Origin of the sequence: Streptomyces carminius (genome assembly GCF_002794255.1) — a bacterium.
Taxonomy (GTDB): domain Bacteria; phylum Actinomycetota; class Actinomycetes; order Streptomycetales; family Streptomycetaceae; genus Streptomyces; species Streptomyces carminius.
Genome location: NZ_PGGW01000060.1, coordinates 36754 through 52856 on the forward strand (window position 1 = coordinate 36754; position 16103 = coordinate 52856).

Annotated in this window: 14 protein-coding genes and 1 pseudogene; 5 read left to right on the plus strand and 10 right to left on the minus strand. The window is 73.0% G+C overall.

Annotated elements, in window-relative coordinates:
- Positions 1 to 2 precede the first annotated feature (2 nt).
- The 5 genes from gatC to CUT44_RS19010 all read right to left on the minus strand — a co-directional run bounded on the left by gatC (position 3) and on the right by CUT44_RS19010 (position 6927).
- Complete coding sequence (gene gatC / locus CUT44_RS18990) at positions 3 to 299, minus strand: Asp-tRNA(Asn)/Glu-tRNA(Gln) amidotransferase subunit GatC (RefSeq protein WP_100203093.1); 297 nt, start codon at positions 297 to 299, stop codon at positions 3 to 5.
- A gap of 287 nt (positions 300 to 586) precedes the next feature.
- Positions 587 to 2779: a putative bifunctional diguanylate cyclase/phosphodiesterase gene (locus CUT44_RS18995; protein ID WP_100203094.1), complete on the minus strand. Its 2193-nt coding sequence runs from the start codon at positions 2777 to 2779 to the stop codon at positions 587 to 589.
- A 159-nt stretch (positions 2780 to 2938) separates the two neighbouring features.
- Entirely contained in the window at positions 2939 to 5173 is a 2235-nt protein-coding gene (gene ligA / locus CUT44_RS19000; protein ID WP_100203095.1) for an NAD-dependent DNA ligase LigA, read from the minus strand.
- 15 nt (positions 5174 to 5188) lie between these two features.
- Complete coding sequence (locus CUT44_RS19005) at positions 5189 to 6193, minus strand: methionine synthase (protein ID WP_100203407.1); 1005 nt, start codon at positions 6191 to 6193, stop codon at positions 5189 to 5191.
- Positions 6194 to 6237: 44 nt separating this feature from the next.
- Positions 6238 to 6927: an SDR family oxidoreductase gene (locus tag CUT44_RS19010; RefSeq protein ID WP_100203096.1), complete on the minus strand. Its 690-nt coding sequence runs from the start codon at positions 6925 to 6927 to the stop codon at positions 6238 to 6240.
- Between the two features lie 218 nt (positions 6928 to 7145).
- Here CUT44_RS19010 and CUT44_RS19015 point away from each other — a divergent pair, with 218 nt between their 5' ends.
- A complete protein-coding gene (locus tag CUT44_RS19015; RefSeq protein ID WP_100203408.1) occupies positions 7146 to 9050 on the plus strand; it encodes an NAD-binding protein in 1905 nt (634 codons plus the stop codon).
- A gap of 19 nt (positions 9051 to 9069) precedes the next feature.
- Here CUT44_RS19015 and CUT44_RS19020 read toward each other — a convergent pair whose 3' ends face one another.
- Positions 9070 to 9924: a class I SAM-dependent methyltransferase gene (locus CUT44_RS19020; protein WP_100203097.1), complete on the minus strand. Its 855-nt coding sequence runs from the start codon at positions 9922 to 9924 to the stop codon at positions 9070 to 9072.
- Positions 9925 to 10172: 248 nt separating this feature from the next.
- On the opposite strand from CUT44_RS19020, the gene CUT44_RS19025 reads away from it, so the two are divergent.
- Both CUT44_RS19025 and CUT44_RS19030 read left to right on the plus strand, forming a co-directional pair.
- Positions 10173 to 10973 carry an SDR family NAD(P)-dependent oxidoreductase gene (locus tag CUT44_RS19025; protein WP_100203098.1) on the plus strand — a complete coding sequence of 267 codons (801 nt, stop codon included), beginning with the start codon at positions 10173 to 10175 and terminating at the stop codon, positions 10971 to 10973.
- A gap of 72 nt (positions 10974 to 11045) precedes the next feature.
- Positions 11046 to 11309 (plus strand): hypothetical protein, encoded by a 264-nt coding sequence (locus CUT44_RS19030; RefSeq protein ID WP_100203099.1) that lies wholly within the window; start codon positions 11046 to 11048, stop codon positions 11307 to 11309.
- Between the two features lie 45 nt (positions 11310 to 11354).
- On the opposite strand, the gene CUT44_RS19035 is transcribed toward CUT44_RS19030, so the two are convergent.
- Positions 11355 to 12491, minus strand: coding sequence for an epoxide hydrolase family protein (locus CUT44_RS19035; protein WP_100203100.1), 1137 nt, complete (start codon positions 12489 to 12491; stop codon positions 11355 to 11357).
- 227 nt (positions 12492 to 12718) lie between these two features.
- Here CUT44_RS19035 and CUT44_RS19040 point away from each other — a divergent pair, with 227 nt between their 5' ends.
- Positions 12719 to 13261, plus strand: a complete 543-nt coding sequence (locus CUT44_RS19040) for an MOSC domain-containing protein (protein ID WP_100203101.1) — start codon at positions 12719 to 12721, stop codon at positions 13259 to 13261.
- A gap of 225 nt (positions 13262 to 13486) precedes the next feature.
- Here the strand turns inward: CUT44_RS19040 and CUT44_RS19045 are convergent, their stop codons facing one another.
- Positions 13487 to 14365, minus strand: coding sequence for a helix-turn-helix transcriptional regulator (locus CUT44_RS19045; protein ID WP_199185761.1), 879 nt, complete (start codon positions 14363 to 14365; stop codon positions 13487 to 13489).
- Between the two features lie 101 nt (positions 14366 to 14466).
- Here CUT44_RS19045 and CUT44_RS19050 point away from each other — a divergent pair, with 101 nt between their 5' ends.
- On the plus strand, positions 14467 to 15231 hold the full coding sequence (locus tag CUT44_RS19050; protein WP_100203102.1) for an SDR family oxidoreductase: 765 nt from the start codon (positions 14467 to 14469) through the stop codon (positions 15229 to 15231).
- Between the two features lie 20 nt (positions 15232 to 15251).
- On the opposite strand, the pseudogene CUT44_RS35060 reads toward CUT44_RS19050, so the two are convergent.
- Positions 15252 to 15413: pseudogene (locus CUT44_RS35060) on the minus strand (IS701 family transposase); the annotation flags it as partial.
- A gap of 145 nt (positions 15414 to 15558) precedes the next feature.
- The gene (locus tag CUT44_RS19055; RefSeq protein ID WP_146252260.1) at positions 15559 to 15798 is read right to left on the minus strand and encodes a hypothetical protein; all 240 of its coding nucleotides are present in this window, start codon (positions 15796 to 15798) and stop codon (positions 15559 to 15561) included.
- Between the last annotated feature and the right edge of the window lie 305 nt (positions 15799 to 16103).

A 16103-nucleotide genomic window follows, 5' to 3' on the forward strand; every position in this document is an offset into this window, starting at 1 on the left:
GTTCAGTCCTCCCCCAGGATCTGCGGCACCTTGAAACGCTGCTGCTCCTGGGCCGGGGCGCCGGAGAGCGCCTGGTCGGGGGCCAGCGACGGACGGATCTCGTCCGGGCGCATGACGTTGGTCAGCGGCAGCGGGTGGGAGGTCGGCGGTACGTCCTCGTCGGCGACATCGGAGACGCGGGCGACCGCGCCGATGATCTGGTCGAGCTGTCCGGCGAAGTGGTCGAGCTCTTCGTCCTTCAGCTCCAGACGCGCCAGCCGGGCGAGGTGGGCGACCTCCTCGCGCGTGATGCCAGGCATGCAGCGATTCCTCGGGGTGAGTGGTGGATCCTTCGGGGTTTGGCGGACTCTTCCTTCGGTCCGCCCCAATCCTATGGCCTACGGCGTCCGCGGCGGTGGGCGCACGGCGCCGCGGACGCGCTGTGCGGACCGGGCGGAATGGGCCGGGCGCGCCGGGCTCCGGCCCGTGCTCCCCGACGGCGGCGGCGGGTGCCGTGTCCTTCCGGCGCCCGGTCCGCACCGGGACGCCGGTCCGCACCGGCCCGGCGGGTCCGGGGATCTCCGGGACCGGGCCGCCCGGAGCGGGGTCAGCGGGCGGGCTGGCCGTGGGAGCGCCGGGCTCCGGCGGTCCCGGGCCCCGGCAGGGCCGGGGGCGCCCCTTCCACCGGCGGCGGTGCCCCGTTGCGGGCCAGCAGCCAGGAGGTGGCCTCGGCCGGGGGCATCGCGGCGGACACCAGCCAGCCCTGCACCGCGTCGCAGCCCAGGTCGCGCAGCCGCTCCCAGGTCTCGTCGTCCTCCACGCCCTCGGCGACGACGCGCAGGCCGAGGGAGTGCGCGAGATCGACCGTGCAGCGCACGATCTCGGCGTCCTCGGTGTCCACGGCCAGTCTGGCGACGAAGGAGCGGTCGATCTTCAGCTCGCTCACCGGCAGCCGCCGCAGATGGACCAGCGAGGAGTAGCCGGTGCCGAAGTCGTCCAGCGACATCCGCACGCCGTGGCCGGTGAGCGCGGCGAGGGTACTGGCGGCCTGGTGCGGATCCTCCAGCAGGACGTGCTCGGTGATCTCCAACTGGAGCGCCCCGGCGGGAACGCCGTGCCGGGCCAGCCGGGCGGCGACCGATCCGGCGAAGCCGGGGCTGTGGACGTCCCGGGGCGAGACGTTGACGGCGACCGGCACCGTCAGGCCCCGGGCCCGCCAGCGGGCGACCTGGCCGAGGGCCGTCTCCAGCACGTAGTCGGTCAGGCGCGGCATCAGCCCGGAGCTCTCGGCGATGGCGATGAACTCGTCCGGGGAGACCTTGCCCCGTTCCGGATGCACCCAGCGGACCAGTGCCTCCAGGCCTGCGACGGTGCCGTCGAAGTTCACCTTGGGCTGGTAGTGGAGCTCTATGTCGCCGGCGTCCAGGGCGCGGCGCAGATCACCCAGGAGGCCCAGCCGGTCGGGGGTGTTGCCGTCGCGGGTCGCCTCGTACACCTCGACGCCGCTGCGGTCGCGCTTGGCCTGGTACATCGCGACGTCGGCGCGGCGCAGCAGGCCCTCGGCCTCTCCGGCGTGGTCCGGGAAGACCGCGACCCCCGCGCTGGCCTCCAGTTCCAGGGTCAGCCCGTCCAGGTCCAGCGGCGAGCCGAGGGCGGCGACGAGGGCGCGGGCGATGCGCTGGGCGCTGGTGGGCGAGTCGGCGAGCGGCAGCAGGACGGCGAACTCGTCGCCGCCGAGCCGGGCCACCTCGGCGCCGCGGGGCAGGGCGGTCCGCAGCCGGTCCGCGATCTGGAGGAGCAGCCGGTCGCCCGCCAGATGCCCGAGCGTGTCGTTGACCGACCGGAAACGGTCGAGGTCGATCAGGACGAGGGCGGAGCGCGCGCCCAGCCGCTCGGCCTCGTCGAGGGCGGACCAGGTGCGCTCCAGCAGCCACTGACGGTTGGCGAGTCCGGTGAGCGGGTCGCGGAGCTGCTCCTCGGCGCGGGCCCGGGCGATCCACAGGGCGGAGTCGAGCGAGATCAGCGGCACGGCGAAGAGCGGCAGCAGCAGCGGGGTGTGGGACGCGACCACGACGATCAGCGGGGAGATGCCGAGCAGGGCGACGGCGACCATGCCCTGCCGCTGCAGGGCGGTGCGGGCGACCGTCGGCAGGCCGCCCTGCCGCGGGGCCAGGCTGTACCAGAGCAGCACCCTGGTCACCACCAGGTAGGCGCAGGCGGCGAGCAGGACTCCCGGGAGCGCGCGCAGCCCCCACTCCGGCGGCCCCCAAGGGCTCTCCACCGATGGCTGGATCCCGAGGGCGGCCAGGCAGAGGGCGGCGGAGCCGATGCCGAGGATGTCCACCGCGCCGTGCCGCAGCGCCTGCCGCCAGCGGTGCCGCCGGGCCGCGCCGACCAGCACCACGACGGCGAGGCTGACCAGGGTGGCGGGCATCCACCCGTACAGCAGCAGGATGGCCAGGGTCAGGGCGGCGCCGGACCCGGTGCCGCCCCACCAGCGGTCCCGGCCGAGCGCCACCAGATGCCCGACGATCAGGCCGGTGAGGGTGGCGAAGGACCAGCCCGCCACGCCGCCCGGGAAGAGCGCCTGCCCCTCGGAGACCACCCGGAGGACGCCGGCGGCCAGTGCCATCCCGGCGACCGCGACGATGCCGCGGTCGAGGCCGGGCACCTCCAGGCCGATGGCGCGCTGCAGCCAGGACAGGCCGTCGGATCCGTCACCCGGCAGGGCCTGCGGGTGGTGCCCGTGGCTCCCGTGGCCGAGCCACTGCTGTCCCCGGTCCCGGGGTGTCTGCTGCATGCGCGTCCCTCTCACAGCCGTCGGTGCCCACGTCACGGCAGGCGCACCCCACCAACAGTAGGGGGCGGACGGCCGCCGGGGGCAGTGATCGATCGGGGTTGCCCGAATGCCGACCGGTCGATCGCGTCCGATTGATAAGCGCCCCGGGGACCCGTCTCATCACTCATCAACGGCACTCTCCCGCAATGAATTTGACGGCGGTGATCCACCGTCCTCCTCTCCGGTGGGTCCGTCGGGGACGACGGCGGCCTCCCGGGCGGCGTCCGGGCCCTGTCCGAGCAGGACGGCGAGGCCGTCGTCGTCCAGAATCGGCACCTTCAGCTGCACGGCCTTGTCATATTTCGACCCAGGACTATCACCCGCCACAACAAAACCGGTCTTCTTGGAAACAGAACCGGTCACTTTTGCGCCGCGGCTCTGCAGGGCCTCTTTCGCCGCGTCCCGCGTGTACGACCGGAGGGTGCCGGTGACGACGACGGTGACGCCCTCCAGCGGACGCGGCCCCTGTGACCCGCCGCCCTCCTCCTCCATCCGGACACCGGCGGCCCGCCACTTCTCGACGATCTCCCGGTGCCAGTCCTCGGCGAACCAGTCCTTGAGCGAGGCGGCGATGGTCGGGCCGACCCCCTCGGTGGCCGCCAGCTCCTCCTCGGACGCCCCGGCGATCCGGTCCAGTGAACGGAACTCCCGGGCCAGCGCCTCGGCCGCCACCGGGCCGACATGACGGATCGACAGTCCGGCGATGATCCTGGCCAGGGGACGCTCCTTGGCCGCCCGGATGTTCTCCAGCATGGCCAGGGTGTTCTTCCGCGGCTCGCCCTTGAGGTTGGCGAAGAGGGTGACGACCTTCTCCTCGCCCGTCTTCGGATCCCGCTTGGGCAGGCCGCTGTCCGGATCCAGGACATGGGTCTTGATGGGCAGCAACCGCTCCAGGGTGAGGTCGAACAGGTCGCCCTCGTCCCGCAGCGGCGGGGTGGCCGGCTCCAGCGGCCGGGTCAGTGCCGTGGCCACCACGTACCCGAAGTGCTCGATGTCCAGGCACTTGCGGCCCGCCAGGTAGAACAGCCGCTCGCGCAGCTGCCCCGGGCAGGAGCGGGCATTGGGGCAGCGCAGATCGACGTCGCCCTCCTTGGCGGGCCTCAGCCCGGTGCCGCACTCGGGGCACTCGGCGGGCATCACGAACTCCCGCTCGGTACCGTCCCGCAGATCCACCACCGGGCCCAGGATCTCGGGGATGACGTCGCCCGCCTTGCGCAGCGCCACGGTGTCCCCGATGAGCACGCCCTTGGCCCGCACCACGTCCTGGTTGTGGAGGGTGGCGAACTCCACCTCCGAGCCCGCCACCGTCACCGGCTCCACCACCGCGAACGGCGTGGCCCGCCCGGTGCGGCCGATGCTCACCTTGATGTCCAGAAGCCTGGTGTTGACCTCCTCCGGCGGGTACTTCCAGGCGATCGCCCAGCGCGGCGCCCGCGAGGTGGAGCCCAGCCGCCCCTGCAGGGGGATCTCGTCCAGCTTGACGACGACCCCGTCGATCTCGTGCTCCACCGAGTGCCGGCGCTCCCCGAAGTGCGCGATGAACTCCCGCACGCCCTCGACCGAGTCGACCACCCTGTTGTGCCGGGCCGTCGGCAGCCCCCACTCGCGCAGCAGCCCGTACGCCTGCGACAGCCGGTCGATCTCGAAGCCCTCCCGGGCGCCGATGCCGTGCACCACCATGTGCAGCGGGCGCTCCGCGGTGACCTTCGGGTCCTTCTGCCGCAGCGAACCGGCCGCAGCGTTGCGCGGGTTGGCGAAGGCCGGCTTGCCCGCCGCCACCAGCCGCGCGTTCAGCTCCTCGAAGCGCTCCATGGGGATGAAGACCTCGCCGCGGATCTCCACCAGCTCCGGAACCCGCTCGCCGGCCAGCCGCTCGGGGATCTGCGCGATGGTGCGGACGTTGGGTGTGATGTCCTCGCCGATACGGCCGTCGCCCCTGGTCGCCGCCCTGGTCAGCCTGCCGTGCTCATAGGTCAGGTTGACCGCGAGCCCGTCCACCTTCAGCTCGCACAGGAAGTGGTACGGCACCCCGCTCAGCTCGCGCGCGACGCGGTCGGCCCAGGCGTCCAGCTCGGCGTCGTCGAAGGCGTTGTCCAGCGACAGCATCCGCTCGCGGTGCCGTACGGCGGTGAACTCCGTCTCGTAGGCCCCCGCGACCTTCTGCGTCGGCGAGTCGGGCGTGGCCAGCTCCGGGTACTCGGCCTCCAGCGCCTGCAACTCCCGCAGCAGGGCGTCGAACTCGGCGTCGCTGACGACGGGTGTGGTCACGTAGTACCGGAAGCGGTGCTCCTCGATCTCCTGGGCCAGCTTCGCGTGCCTCTCTCGCGCCGCGCCGTCCGGGCTCTTCGACTCCACGAAACCAGCCTCCCGTTACTCAGGGTCGTCCTCGAGTGAGCGTGCCGCCCGGACGCAGTGCGCGAGCGCGGCCCGGGCGTACGCCGGCGAGGCGCCCGCCAGACCGCAGGCGGAGGTGACCGCCACCGACTCCGCCAGCAGCCCGGGAGACAGCCCCAGCCTGCGCCACAGCGTCCTGACCCCCATGACGCTACCCGCCGGGTCTGACAGCCCGCCCGCCGGTGGATCAGTGCCCGGGACGACTCCGGCGAACAGCGCCGTACCGCCCTCGACCGCTTCCCCGATCGCCTCGTCGTCACGCTCCGTCAACAGCGAGAGATCGAAGGAGATCCCGGCGGCGCCCGCGCGCCGCAGCAGCGCGAACGGCACCCCGGGCGCGCAGGAGTGCACGATCACCGGGCTGTCCCCGGCCGCCGCCCCGGCCGCCTCCCCTGCCGTGGACCGGGCCGCCGCCACCACCTGCCGCAGGGCCTGCTCGACGACGGCCCGGTCCACGGCCCGGTGGGTGCGGTAGCCGCTGGCGGTGGGCACCCGCCCGGTCAGCACCGCGGTCAGCGAGGGCTCGTCGAGCTGGAGGACGACCGTGGCGCCCGGCACCCGCCGCCGCACCTCGGCGAGATGCCCGCGCACCCCCTCGGCCAGCGACTCGGCCAGATACCGGCACGCCCCGGCGTCGCCGAGCATCGCCTCCCCGCTACGCCGCTCCAGCGAGGCTGCCAGCGTCCACGGTCCGACGGCGGAGACCTTCAGCGCCCCGGTGTACCCCTGGGTGAACTCCTCCAGCGTGTCCAGGTCCTCGCGCAGCCAGGCGCGGGCCCGCCGGGTGTCGCGGCCGGGCGCGTCGCCGACCCGCCAGCCGCTGGGCTCCAGCCGTACGTACAGCTCCGCCAGCAGAGCGCCCGCCGTCCGCCCGACCATGTCCGCACCCGGCCCGCGCGCGGGCAGCTCCGGCAGGAACGGCAGCTTCTCCAGCGTCTCGGTGACGGCCTTCACCGTCTCCCGGACGTCCGTGCCCGGCATCGACCCGACGCCCGTGGCGGCGCCCGGCCCCCACACGTGCCCGCTCACGCCGACGGCCTCACCCTCAGGTCGGTGAGCTCCGCGTCCGCGGGCAGGTCGAGGGCCGTGAGCAGCGCGGTGGCCACCGACTCCGGATCGATCCAGCGGCCCGGGTCGTACTCCCTGCCCTCCTGCCGGTGCACCTTCTCCTGCATCGGGGTGGCGGTGCGCCCCGGGTAGACGGAGGTGACCCGCAGCCCGCTGTCCTTCTCCTCCTGGCGCAGCGAGTCCGCCAGCGCCTTGAGGCCGTGCTTGCTGGCGGCGTACGCGCTCCAGTCGGCGTTCGCGCTCAGGCCCGCGCCGGAGTTGACGAAGACCACCTGGCCGCGCGCCGCGCGGAGCTGGGGCAGCAGCAGCCGGGTCAGTTCGGCCGGGCCGACGAGGTTGACCGCCAGGGTGGCCTGCCAGACCTTGGGGGTCAGCTCCCCCACCGCGCCCAGGTCCACCACCCCGGCGGCGTGCACCAGGGAGTCCGCCCGTTCGGGCAGCTCCTGGTGGGACAGCGCCCACGACAGGCGCTCGGGCTCGGCCAGGTCGCCGACGAGGGTGCGGGCGCCGGGGAAGCGCTCGGCCAGCTCCCGGGCTCGTCCGGCGTTCCGTGCCAGCAGCCACAGCTCCTCGCCGCGGCCGGCCAGCCGCGCGGCGGTCGCGGCCCCGATGCCGGAGCCCGCCCCGGTGATCACATGCGTTCCCATGGGCACTATCGTCCCATCCGCCCCGCGTCGCGGCGGACTGGTGTCGTCCGCCTCGCCCGCATGATCCAATGCGGCACATGGCCCCCTCCACGCCGCAGTTCCCGCCGCCCCCCTCCGGCCCCGTACCGGCCGTGCCGCAGCAGGGCGGGCGCCGGTCCGGGCCGGGGAGTCCCGGCGGTCCGGACGGCGACGGCGGCCCGGACGGCCGGTCCGGCCACATGATCGTCTGCGGTGACAACTCCCTGGCCCAGCGGCTGGCCCGGGAGCTCGCCACCGTCTACGGCCAGCGGGTGACCGTCGTCCTGCCCTCGCTGCGCGGCGGCGACCAGGGCCCGCAGATCGCCGCCCTGACCGCCGAACCGCGGCTGGAGGTGACAGCGGTTCAGGCACGGGTGCCGGACGAGGCCGCGCTGCGCGAGGCGGGCATCGAACGGGCCGCCGCGCTGGCCCTGACCTCCGGCGACGACCAGCTCAACATCCACGCCGCACTGCGCGCCCGCCGGATCAACCCCGGGATCCGGCTGGTCATCCGGATGTTCAACCGCACCCTCGGCCGCTATCTGGAGGACCTGCTCGACCGCACGATCGCCGCCCGCGTCCCCGGCCTGGACCAGAGCGCCGTGGACGCCTCCACCACCGTGCTCTCCGACGCCGACACCGCCGCGCCCTCCCTGGTGGCGGCGGCGGTGGTCGGCAGCGACAAGATAATCCAGGCGGACGGGCTGCTGCTGCGGGCCAAGGACCGCACCATCGGCACCGCCGACCGCCGCAACCCGCTGTGCACCCTCGCGCTCCAGCCCGACACCCCGGACTCCGACGAGGGCGACGTCTACACCGCCCCCGGCGACCGCGACGGCCCCGTGCTGCTGCCCGATCCGCGCGATCTGGAGGGACTGCCGGACGACCGCGGCACCGTGGTGCTGGAGGCCATCACCCGCCGCTCCGACCAGCCGGGCGCCCCCGCCCGGGTGCCCCGGCTGCCGGTGGGCACCTTCTTCTCCGGACGGCTGCGGGCCGCCCTGCTCTCCCTCACCGCCGTGGTGGTGCTGCTGGCCGCCGCCAACTGGTACGTCACCCGCGAGACCCCGCTGCACGCCGCCTACGTCACCCTGCTCGACGTCATGTCGATCAACGACCCGGCGCTGGAGGGCACCACCTGGGAGCAGTTGCTGCAACTGCTGGGCGCCCTGGCCGGGACGGCGCTGCTGCCGCTGCTGTTCGCCGTGGTGCTGGAGAGCTACGGCACCTTCCGCCAGGCGGCCGCCCTGCCGCCCCCGCCGCGCGGCATCGAGCGGCACGTGGTGCTGCTGGGCCTGGGCAAGGTCGGCACCCGCGTCCTGGACCGGCTGCTGGAGCTGGGGGTCCCGGTGGTCTGCATCGAGCGCGACCCCGAGGGCCGGGGCGTCGCCATGGCCCGCGCCCGCCGGGTGCCGACCCTGATCGCGGACGTCACCGAGGACGGTGTGCTCGAGGAGGCGGGCATCGCGCGCAGCCGCGCCCTGCTGGCCCTCACCAGCGACAGCGGCACCAACCTGGAGGCCGTGCTCTACGCCCGGCAGGTCAACCCCGGTCTGCGGGTGGTGATGCGGCTGTTCGACGACGAGTTCGCCGCCTCGGTCTACCGCACGCTGCGCGACACCTACCCCGGCGCCCAGACCCGCAGCCGCAGCGTCTCCGCACTGGCGGCCCCCGCCTTCGCCGGCGCCATGATGGGCCGCCAGGTGCTGGGCGCCATCCCGGTCGGGCGGCGGGTCCTGGTCTTCGCCGCGGTGCCGGTGGCGGGCAACCGGCTGCTGGAGGGCCGCACCGTTGGCGAGGCGTTCCGGCCCGGCGCCTGGCGGATCCTGGCCCTGGACACCGCGCCGCCCGACCGCCGCCGCGCCGACCTGGGCGCCTTCCCCGGCGACCGTGCCGGGCACGCCGGGCACGCCGGGCACGCCGGGCACGCCGGGCAGCTGACGTACACCCTCACCGGCGACCTGTCCTGGCGGCTGCACGACGGCTATCTGATGACGGCCGGCGACCGGGTGGTGGTCGCCGCCACCCGGGAGGGCCTGGGCATCCTGCTGGCGGGCACCGAGGAGCGCGGCGCGGACGCGGGAGCGGGCACCCCGGCGGGCTGAGGCACGTACCGCACGAGACCTACGCGGAACCGGCGTCCACCGCTGCGTCCTTCGTCCGGTCCACCGCTCCGTCCGGTGCCGGTTCCGGCACCGGGTGGGTGACACGGATCTTGGACTGGCGGTGCGGGAGCTTCTCCCAGTCGTCCATGAAGCGCGCCCGGAGCCCGTGCTTCTCCGCCAGCGCGACCAGCGTCTCGGTGCGGTAGTAGAAGTCCTCGCGCAGCACGTGGTGTTCGCGGCCCTCGGTGCGGTCGAAGGTGAAGTCGAAGAACCCGTCCGGCGCCATCACCCGCCCCACGTTGGCCAGGCACTGGTCGATGACGTGCAGCGGCGAGTGCGAGAAGACACTGTGCGCGTGGACCACGGTGAAGTACCGCTCGGGCAGGAAGTCGAAGGTCAGGTCGTCGGCGATCGTCAGGTGGGGCAGCTTGTCCTGGAGGCGGTACCGCACGACGTTCTGCTTGGCCTGGATGAGGATGTCGGGCGAGATGTCGATGCCGTAGTAGTGGCCCGGCTCCAGGTGGTCGATGAACAGCCGTCCCGCCCGCAGGTTGCCGCAGCCGATCTCCAGCATCCGGTCCTCCGGCTTCAGCCCGTGCTTGCGGAGGTAGTCGAACTGCATGCGCCCGAGCGTCACCCAGCGCTCGATCGACGGCCTGCCACCGACGGCCGCCTCCGGACTGCGGGCGGCGTCGGAGGCCATCACGGCCCGGTAGTACGCGATGTGGTCGCGGTGCCTGGCCCACAGCCAGGCGTCCCGGGCAGCCCGGCGCAGATAGGTGGGGATCCTCTTCGGGTGGTCGAGCGCGTACCGCACCTTGTGGGCGAGTGCCGCCCGGTTGCGGCGGAGCCGGGAGGAGGACCTGGATGCCATGTATTGCCTCCGTATCATTCGGGTGACGGACAGGTGGCGCCAGTATTCCGCGCACCACCCGCGGCGCTCCCCCGCAACGCGCCGAGCGGAGCGCTTCCCTGCGCCGTGTCCTGTCCGGTTCCCGCTCTTGGCACCCCGGCCCGGTCCGCCGACGATCGGACGCGGCGGTCCGGCCGGGCCGCCGTCGAGGATTCACGGTGGCGCGGCACGGCGGCGCGCCGCCGTGATCCGCAGGGGGGAGGAGCCGGATGGATCTGCGGCTGGAGGGCAGACGCGCGCTGGTGACCGGGGCGAGCAGCGGACTCGGTGCGGAGATCGCCCGGGTACTGGCCGCCGAGGGCGCCTCGGTCGTCGTGCACGGGCGGGACGGGGCGAGAACGGCGGCGGTGGCCGCGTCCATCGCCGGCGGCGGGGGCGACGCCGCCGTCGCCCTCGGCGACCTGGCCACGCAGGACGGCGCGGACGCCGTGCGGGACGCGGTCGCCGCGAGCGGGCCGCCCGTGGACATCCTGGTCAACAACGCCGGCTCCTACGACACCACACTTACCTGGGAGACGACTCCGCCCGGGACATGGGCCGAGTCGTACAACGTCAACGTCATCGGCGCCGTGCGCATGATCCGGCGCTTCGTGCCCGGCATGCGGGAGCGCGGCTGGGGACGGGTGATCCAGATCGGCAGCGTCGTCGGCGCGCAGCCCCCGGCGGGCTACCCGCACTACTGCGCGGCCAGCGCCGCCCGGAACAACCTCGCCGTCTCCCTGGCGCACGAGTTGCGGGGATCCGGGGTGACGTCGAACGCGGTCGCGGCGGGCGGCTTCAGAACTCCCCCGGTCACGACCCTGCTGGTCGAGACGGGCAGGCAACTCGGCTGGGGGGAGACCCTGGAGGAGATCGAACCGAGGGCCGTGGCCGCCTCCGGCTCCAACGACGTCGGCCGGCTGGGGCACCCGCGCGAGTGCGCCGACCTCGTCGCCTTCCTGGCCAGTCCGCGCGCGGCCTACATCACCGGGGCGGTCCTGCCGGTGGACGGCGGGCAGCGCCTGCACTGAACACGCGGCGGGGCATGGTTCCGGCGGCCCGGCCGCCTCCCGGTGTCAGTGGCGGCTGGGATGCTGCGAGGCATGGACGAGCAGATCATGCGGGGCCGGGTGTACGGGGCGGAGCACGACGACCCCGGCCCGCGGCCGGGGCACGTGTACCGGGAGCTGGTCGGCGGCCCGCTGGACGGCCTGCTGCTGGACGTGACCGACTGGACGGGCGAGGAGCTGGCCCGGGGGGCGACGCTGCCCACCGAGCTCAACTCCTTCGGGGCCGGCGGCCGGGCGCAGTACGGGCCGCGGGAGACGGATCCGCAGCGCTGGGACTGGCGCGGCGACATACCCTGAGCGCCCGGTCCTACCCCTGACCCCGGCCCCGGTGCTGCCCGGCCGTCAGCGGACCTTGGCGAAGAACGCGCGCATGTCGGCCGCCAGGGCGTCCGGCCGGTCCATCGCGACGAAGTGGTGCCCCTCCGGGTTGTCCGCCGGCCAGTGCACGATCGTGTTGTGCCGCTCGGCGAGCCGGCGGAACGCGGGCATGCCGCTGTAGACCCCGGTCGGCACCGCCTTCTGGCCCCTGGGCCAGCCGAGTCCGCCGGGGGTGTCGTACATCGGCCAGGACGAGGACGCCCATGTCCCGGTGAACCAGTACAGGCTCACGTTCGTCAGGAACAGGTCGCGGTCGATCACCTCGTCCAGCGGCTTGCCGGAGGCGTTGAACTCGTGGAACTTCTGCGCCATCCAGGCCAGTGCGGCCACCGGCGAGTCCTGCCAGCCGTACGCGAAGGTCTGCGGCGCCGCGCGCAGAAGCGCGTGGTGGTCCACGCCGTTCATCCAGTCCTGCCCCTGGAGCCACTCGTAGGCCGCCCGCTCCTCCCCGGTCATCTCCGGCACGTCCTCCTCCGTCGGGAAGCCGAGCCCGCCGAGGACGTAGACCCCGGCCACGTGCCCCGGGGCGGCCGCCGCCACCTCGGGCGCGATGTACGCACCGAGGTCCCCGCCCTGGACGCCGTAGCGGTCGTAGCCGAGCCGGTCCATCAGCCCGGCCCACATCCGTCCCACCCGGGCGGTGGTCCAGCCGGTCCCGCGCGGCGGCGCGGAGAAGGCGAAGCCGGGTACCGAGGGCACCACGACGTGGCACGCCGCAGCCGGGTCGCCGCCGTGCGCGCGGGGGTCGGTGAGCCGGCCGATCAGCTCGGCGAACTCCACGAAGGAGTTCGGCCAGCCGTGCGTGAGCAGGACCGGCAGGGCGCCGGGCTCGGCGGAGCGCACATGCAGGAAATGGAGTTCCTGTCCGTCGATCTCGGTGGTGAACTGCGGGAAGCCGTTGAGCCGCGCCTCGGCGCGGCGCCAGTCGTAGCCCTCGCGCCAGTACCGGGCCGTCTCCGCCAGCCAGGCCACGGGCACCCCCCGCTCCCAGCCCTCGCCGGGCAGCTGCCGGGGCAGGCGGGCGCGGGACAGCCGGTCGTGCAGCTCGTCCAGGTCCGGCTGGGGGATGTCGATGCGGAAGGGGCGGATCTCGTGGCCCATGGCCGGCTCCTCGTCGATCGGTCCGTCGGGCGGTGCCCGCCGTCCTTGCCGACGCTAGAAGGCGTACCGGTCAGCTCCTGTCCTCGTTCACGGAGCCCGCCGGACACCGGGCCCGGCTTGGCCGAAGTCGCCCCCCATATTTGTTTAACAGCAACACAAAAGCGGGTACGGTCACACCCTCGGCAGGACTCCGTCCACGGACGACGGCAGGAGCAAGGGGGCGCTCGATGAGCGGAACGGTCACGGCGGTCAGCAGCAACGAGGTCTACTCGTTCACCAAGCCGAACCGGGAGAGCATCACGCTGCTCGCCGGGCTCGGCGTCGAGGGGGACGTGCACGCGGGACAGACGGTCAAGCACCGCTCGCGTATCGCCAAGGACCCCACTGTGCCGAACCTGCGGCAGGTGCACCTCATCCACGAGGAGCTGTTCGACGAGGTCGGCGCGGCGGGCTTCACGGTGCGGCCCGGCGAACTGGGCGAGAACATCACCACCCGCGGCATCGACCTGCTCGGCCTGCCCACCGGCACCCTGCTGCACCTCGGGGACGAGGCGGTCGTGGAGATCACCGGGCTGCGCAACCCGTGCTACCAGATCGACAACTTCCAGAAGGGCCTGCTGAAGCGGGTCGTGGGTCGCGACGCGGACGGCGGCCTCGTCCGCAAGGCCGGGATCATGGGCGTCGTCCGCACCGGCGGGGTGGTCCGCCCCGGCGACGCGATCAGCGTGGAACTCCCCGCCGAACCGCACCGCCCCCTCGCCCCGGTCTGAGTCGCCGGAAAACGGGGACGTCGCTGACGCTCCCTGCCCGGTGTCCGGCGACCGCATCCGCGCCGGCCCCTGGAGGACGCCTTCGCGTCGGCGGCCGACGCGAAGGCGTCCTCCAGGGGCCCCGGCCACTCCGTCGCCCTCGCCTCCCGCGCCACCGGCAACCCGGCCGTGGTCCACCCCACGTCGCCCCCGCCGCGGCACCTCACGGCAGGAAGTGCTCCGGCATCAGGCGGTCGAGCCGTCCGGCAGGCCCTGGCGCTCCGCCGCCCGCGTGAAGCGGTTCAGACCGAGCGCGGCGAGCATGCGCAGCTTCTCGTGGCCTTCGGTGCCCGGTGCCGCGGTGAGAACGAGGAGCGTCTGGGACTGGTCCTCGGTGAACAGCGCCTGGCAGTCCACCTCGATCGCGCCGAGCTCGGGGTGGATCAGCGTCTTGCGGTCCGCGAACCGCTGCGCCACCTCGTGCCAGTCCCACAGCTCGGCGAACTCCGTGCTCGTCCTCCGCAACGTCCGGACGAGCACGTCGGCCCGCGACCGCGGGCCGCGCAGGCCGTACGAGGCACGCAGGCTGGCGACCTGGGCGCGGCTCTGCCGGTCCCAGTCGGCCTCGGGATAGTGCGCCCGCTCAGCGGGATCGGTGAACCAGCGGTAGACCCCGCTCCGGGCGAGACCCGTGTACCTCGACGCGTCCCCGAACAAGGCGGTGGCCATGGTGTTCTGCACCAGTGTCTCGGCCAGGTCACCCAGGATCAGCGCCGGAGAGTCGTCGAGGCGGTCCAACACGCGCAGCAGTGCGGGGGCGACGTGCGGCGCGGCCGACAGGGACGCCGGTGCGTGGTGTCCGGCGATCCGGTACAGGTAGTCGCGCTCGTCGGCGGTCAGCCGCAGGGCACGGGTGAGCGAGGCCAGCATCTGCACGCTGGGTTGCGGACCGCGCCGCTGCTCCAGCCGCGTGTAGTAGTCGGTCGACATCACGGCGAGGGAGGCGACCTCCTCACGCCGCAGGCCCTGCGTCCGCCGGCGCGCGCCCGGGGGAAGGGCGACGTCCTCCGGGCGCAGTGCCTCGCGGCGGCGGCGCAGGAAATCTGCCAGTGCTGCACGGTCCATGGTGCCGATTGTCGTCCGCTGCCGGTGGGCAAGCCAGGGATCACCGGTCCCCCGATAACCGCTCTCTGCACCCGCGGCTGCGGTCCGGTGACGATCGGGACATGAACCTCTCCGGAAACACCGTCTTCATCCCCGGCTCCACGAGCGGCATCGGTCTCGCCCTCGCCCTGGAGCTGCAGGCCAGGGGCAACACCGTCATCGTCGGCGGTCGGCGCGCCGAGTCGCTGGCCCGGATCGCCGCCGAGTACCCCGGCATCGACACCGTGCAGATCGACACGGCGGACCCGGCGAGCATCGCCTCCGCCGCGAAGCAGGTACTGGCCGGCCACCCCGGCCTCAACGTCCTCGTGACGATGGCCGGTGTCATGCAGGTCGAGGACTGGCGCGACCCGGCCGCCTTCCTCACCTCCGCCGAGACGACAGTGACGACGAACCTGCTCGGTCCGATCCGGCTCATCGCCGCTTTCGTCGAGCATCTGCGGGCGCAGCCGGACGCCACGATCATGACCGTCTCCTCGGGTCTGGCGTTCACACCCTTCAAGCCCACGCCGAGCTACAACGCGTCGAAGGCCGCGATCCACATGCTCAGCGAGTCGATCCGGCTGCAACTCGCCGACACCTCGGTGCGCATCGTGGAACTCGAACCGCCGGCCGTGCGCACCACGCTGCTGCCCGGACTCGAGGAGAACGAGAGCGCCATGCCGCTCGACGAGTTCATCACGGAGGTCGTCGGCCTGCTCGAAGCAGAACCCGACGCCAAGGAGATCCAGGTCGAGCGCGTGAAGTTCCTGCGCTACGGCGAGGCCCGCGGCGACTACGACCAGGTCGTCGAGGCGATCAACGGCCACGCTGCACAAGGAAATTGACCGCACTGGCTGCAGCACCACCTCAACAGCAGGTGCTGCAGCCAGTGCGGACCGCGAGGTCCCAATGTCTGGACCAGGGTCCAGCAGTTCCGGGTGTCCACCTCCCTCGGCAACCCGGCGATCATCTCCATCGCCGGCCCGGACCTCCGTCCTCAGACGGCCTGGGCTATCGCGACCTCCATGGCCACTGCTTCTTGAAACGTCGTCACAAACATTCATGATCACGGTGGCCACACCTGTGCCCCCACCCGGCCCCATAGGTAGCTGACCAGCGCGAACACCGGAAATACAGCTGCCGTGCCTGACCCATCGGGCGCATCTCCAGCCTCAAATCCCCATGAGCAACGCGATCACGCCCAGGACCAGCGCCACCACCGCTGCGGCCTCAGAGGCCCAGTCCCGTCGGAACTCCGTACACACCTCGCCTGTGTCCTCGCCCTCCGGCAACTCCCTCAGACGGCTCCTGACCTCCCGCGCCGCCCGCTCGGAACTCCGCACAAAGTGATCGACGACAGACGCGCCGAAAGCCGTCGGCCGCAACTCCTCGCCGTCCGTCAGTTCAATCACCAGAGCCCCGCCCTCACTGTCCACCGCACGCACGGCCCCGTAGGGCACATGCCACACCCTCAGTGGATCTATCACTGAAAGCGCGGAAACCCCGAGAACAATCCGGGATCCCATAATCCTCCGGAACAACACGATGAGCCCCGCGCAGAGAGCAACCGCCAGGACAGGACCACCCCCTTGCCCCTTGCCCCTTGCCCCTTGCCCCTTGCCCCTTGCCAAAGGTAAGGGCGATCACGGCCACCCTCATCCCAAAAGCTCAAAAAATTCCTCCCCCCAATGGATCACTGGATACGACCTGCGACGCA

What these genes read in the sequence shown, in the direction of transcription:
- gatC (WP_100203093.1), bottom strand. Translation starts at nt 299, where the DNA reads ATGCCTGGCATCACGCGCGAGGAGGTCGCCCACCTCGCCCGGCTGGCG.
- CUT44_RS19025 (WP_100203098.1), top strand. Translation starts at nt 10,173, where the DNA reads ATGGATCTGCGGCTGGAGGGCAGACGCGCGCTGGTGACCGGGGCGAGC.
- CUT44_RS19005 (WP_100203407.1), bottom strand. Translation starts at nt 6,193, where the DNA reads ATGCCGGGCACGGACGTCCGGGAGACGGTGAAGGCCGTCACCGAGACG.
- CUT44_RS19010 (WP_100203096.1), bottom strand. Translation starts at nt 6,927, where the DNA reads ATGGGAACGCATGTGATCACCGGGGCGGGCTCCGGCATCGGGGCCGCG.
- CUT44_RS19050 (WP_100203102.1), top strand. Translation starts at nt 14,467, where the DNA reads ATGAACCTCTCCGGAAACACCGTCTTCATCCCCGGCTCCACGAGCGGC.
- CUT44_RS19040 (WP_100203101.1), top strand. Translation starts at nt 12,719, where the DNA reads ATGAGCGGAACGGTCACGGCGGTCAGCAGCAACGAGGTCTACTCGTTC.
- CUT44_RS19020 (WP_100203097.1), bottom strand. Translation starts at nt 9,924, where the DNA reads ATGGCATCCAGGTCCTCCTCCCGGCTCCGCCGCAACCGGGCGGCACTC.
- CUT44_RS18995 (WP_100203094.1), bottom strand. Translation starts at nt 2,779, where the DNA reads ATGCAGCAGACACCCCGGGACCGGGGACAGCAGTGGCTCGGCCACGGG.
- CUT44_RS19035 (WP_100203100.1), bottom strand. Translation starts at nt 12,491, where the DNA reads ATGGGCCACGAGATCCGCCCCTTCCGCATCGACATCCCCCAGCCGGAC.
- CUT44_RS19030 (WP_100203099.1), top strand. Translation starts at nt 11,046, where the DNA reads ATGGACGAGCAGATCATGCGGGGCCGGGTGTACGGGGCGGAGCACGAC.
- CUT44_RS19045 (WP_199185761.1), bottom strand. Translation starts at nt 14,365, where the DNA reads ATGGACCGTGCAGCACTGGCAGATTTCCTGCGCCGCCGCCGCGAGGCA.
- CUT44_RS19015 (WP_100203408.1), top strand. Translation starts at nt 7,146, where the DNA reads ATGATCGTCTGCGGTGACAACTCCCTGGCCCAGCGGCTGGCCCGGGAG.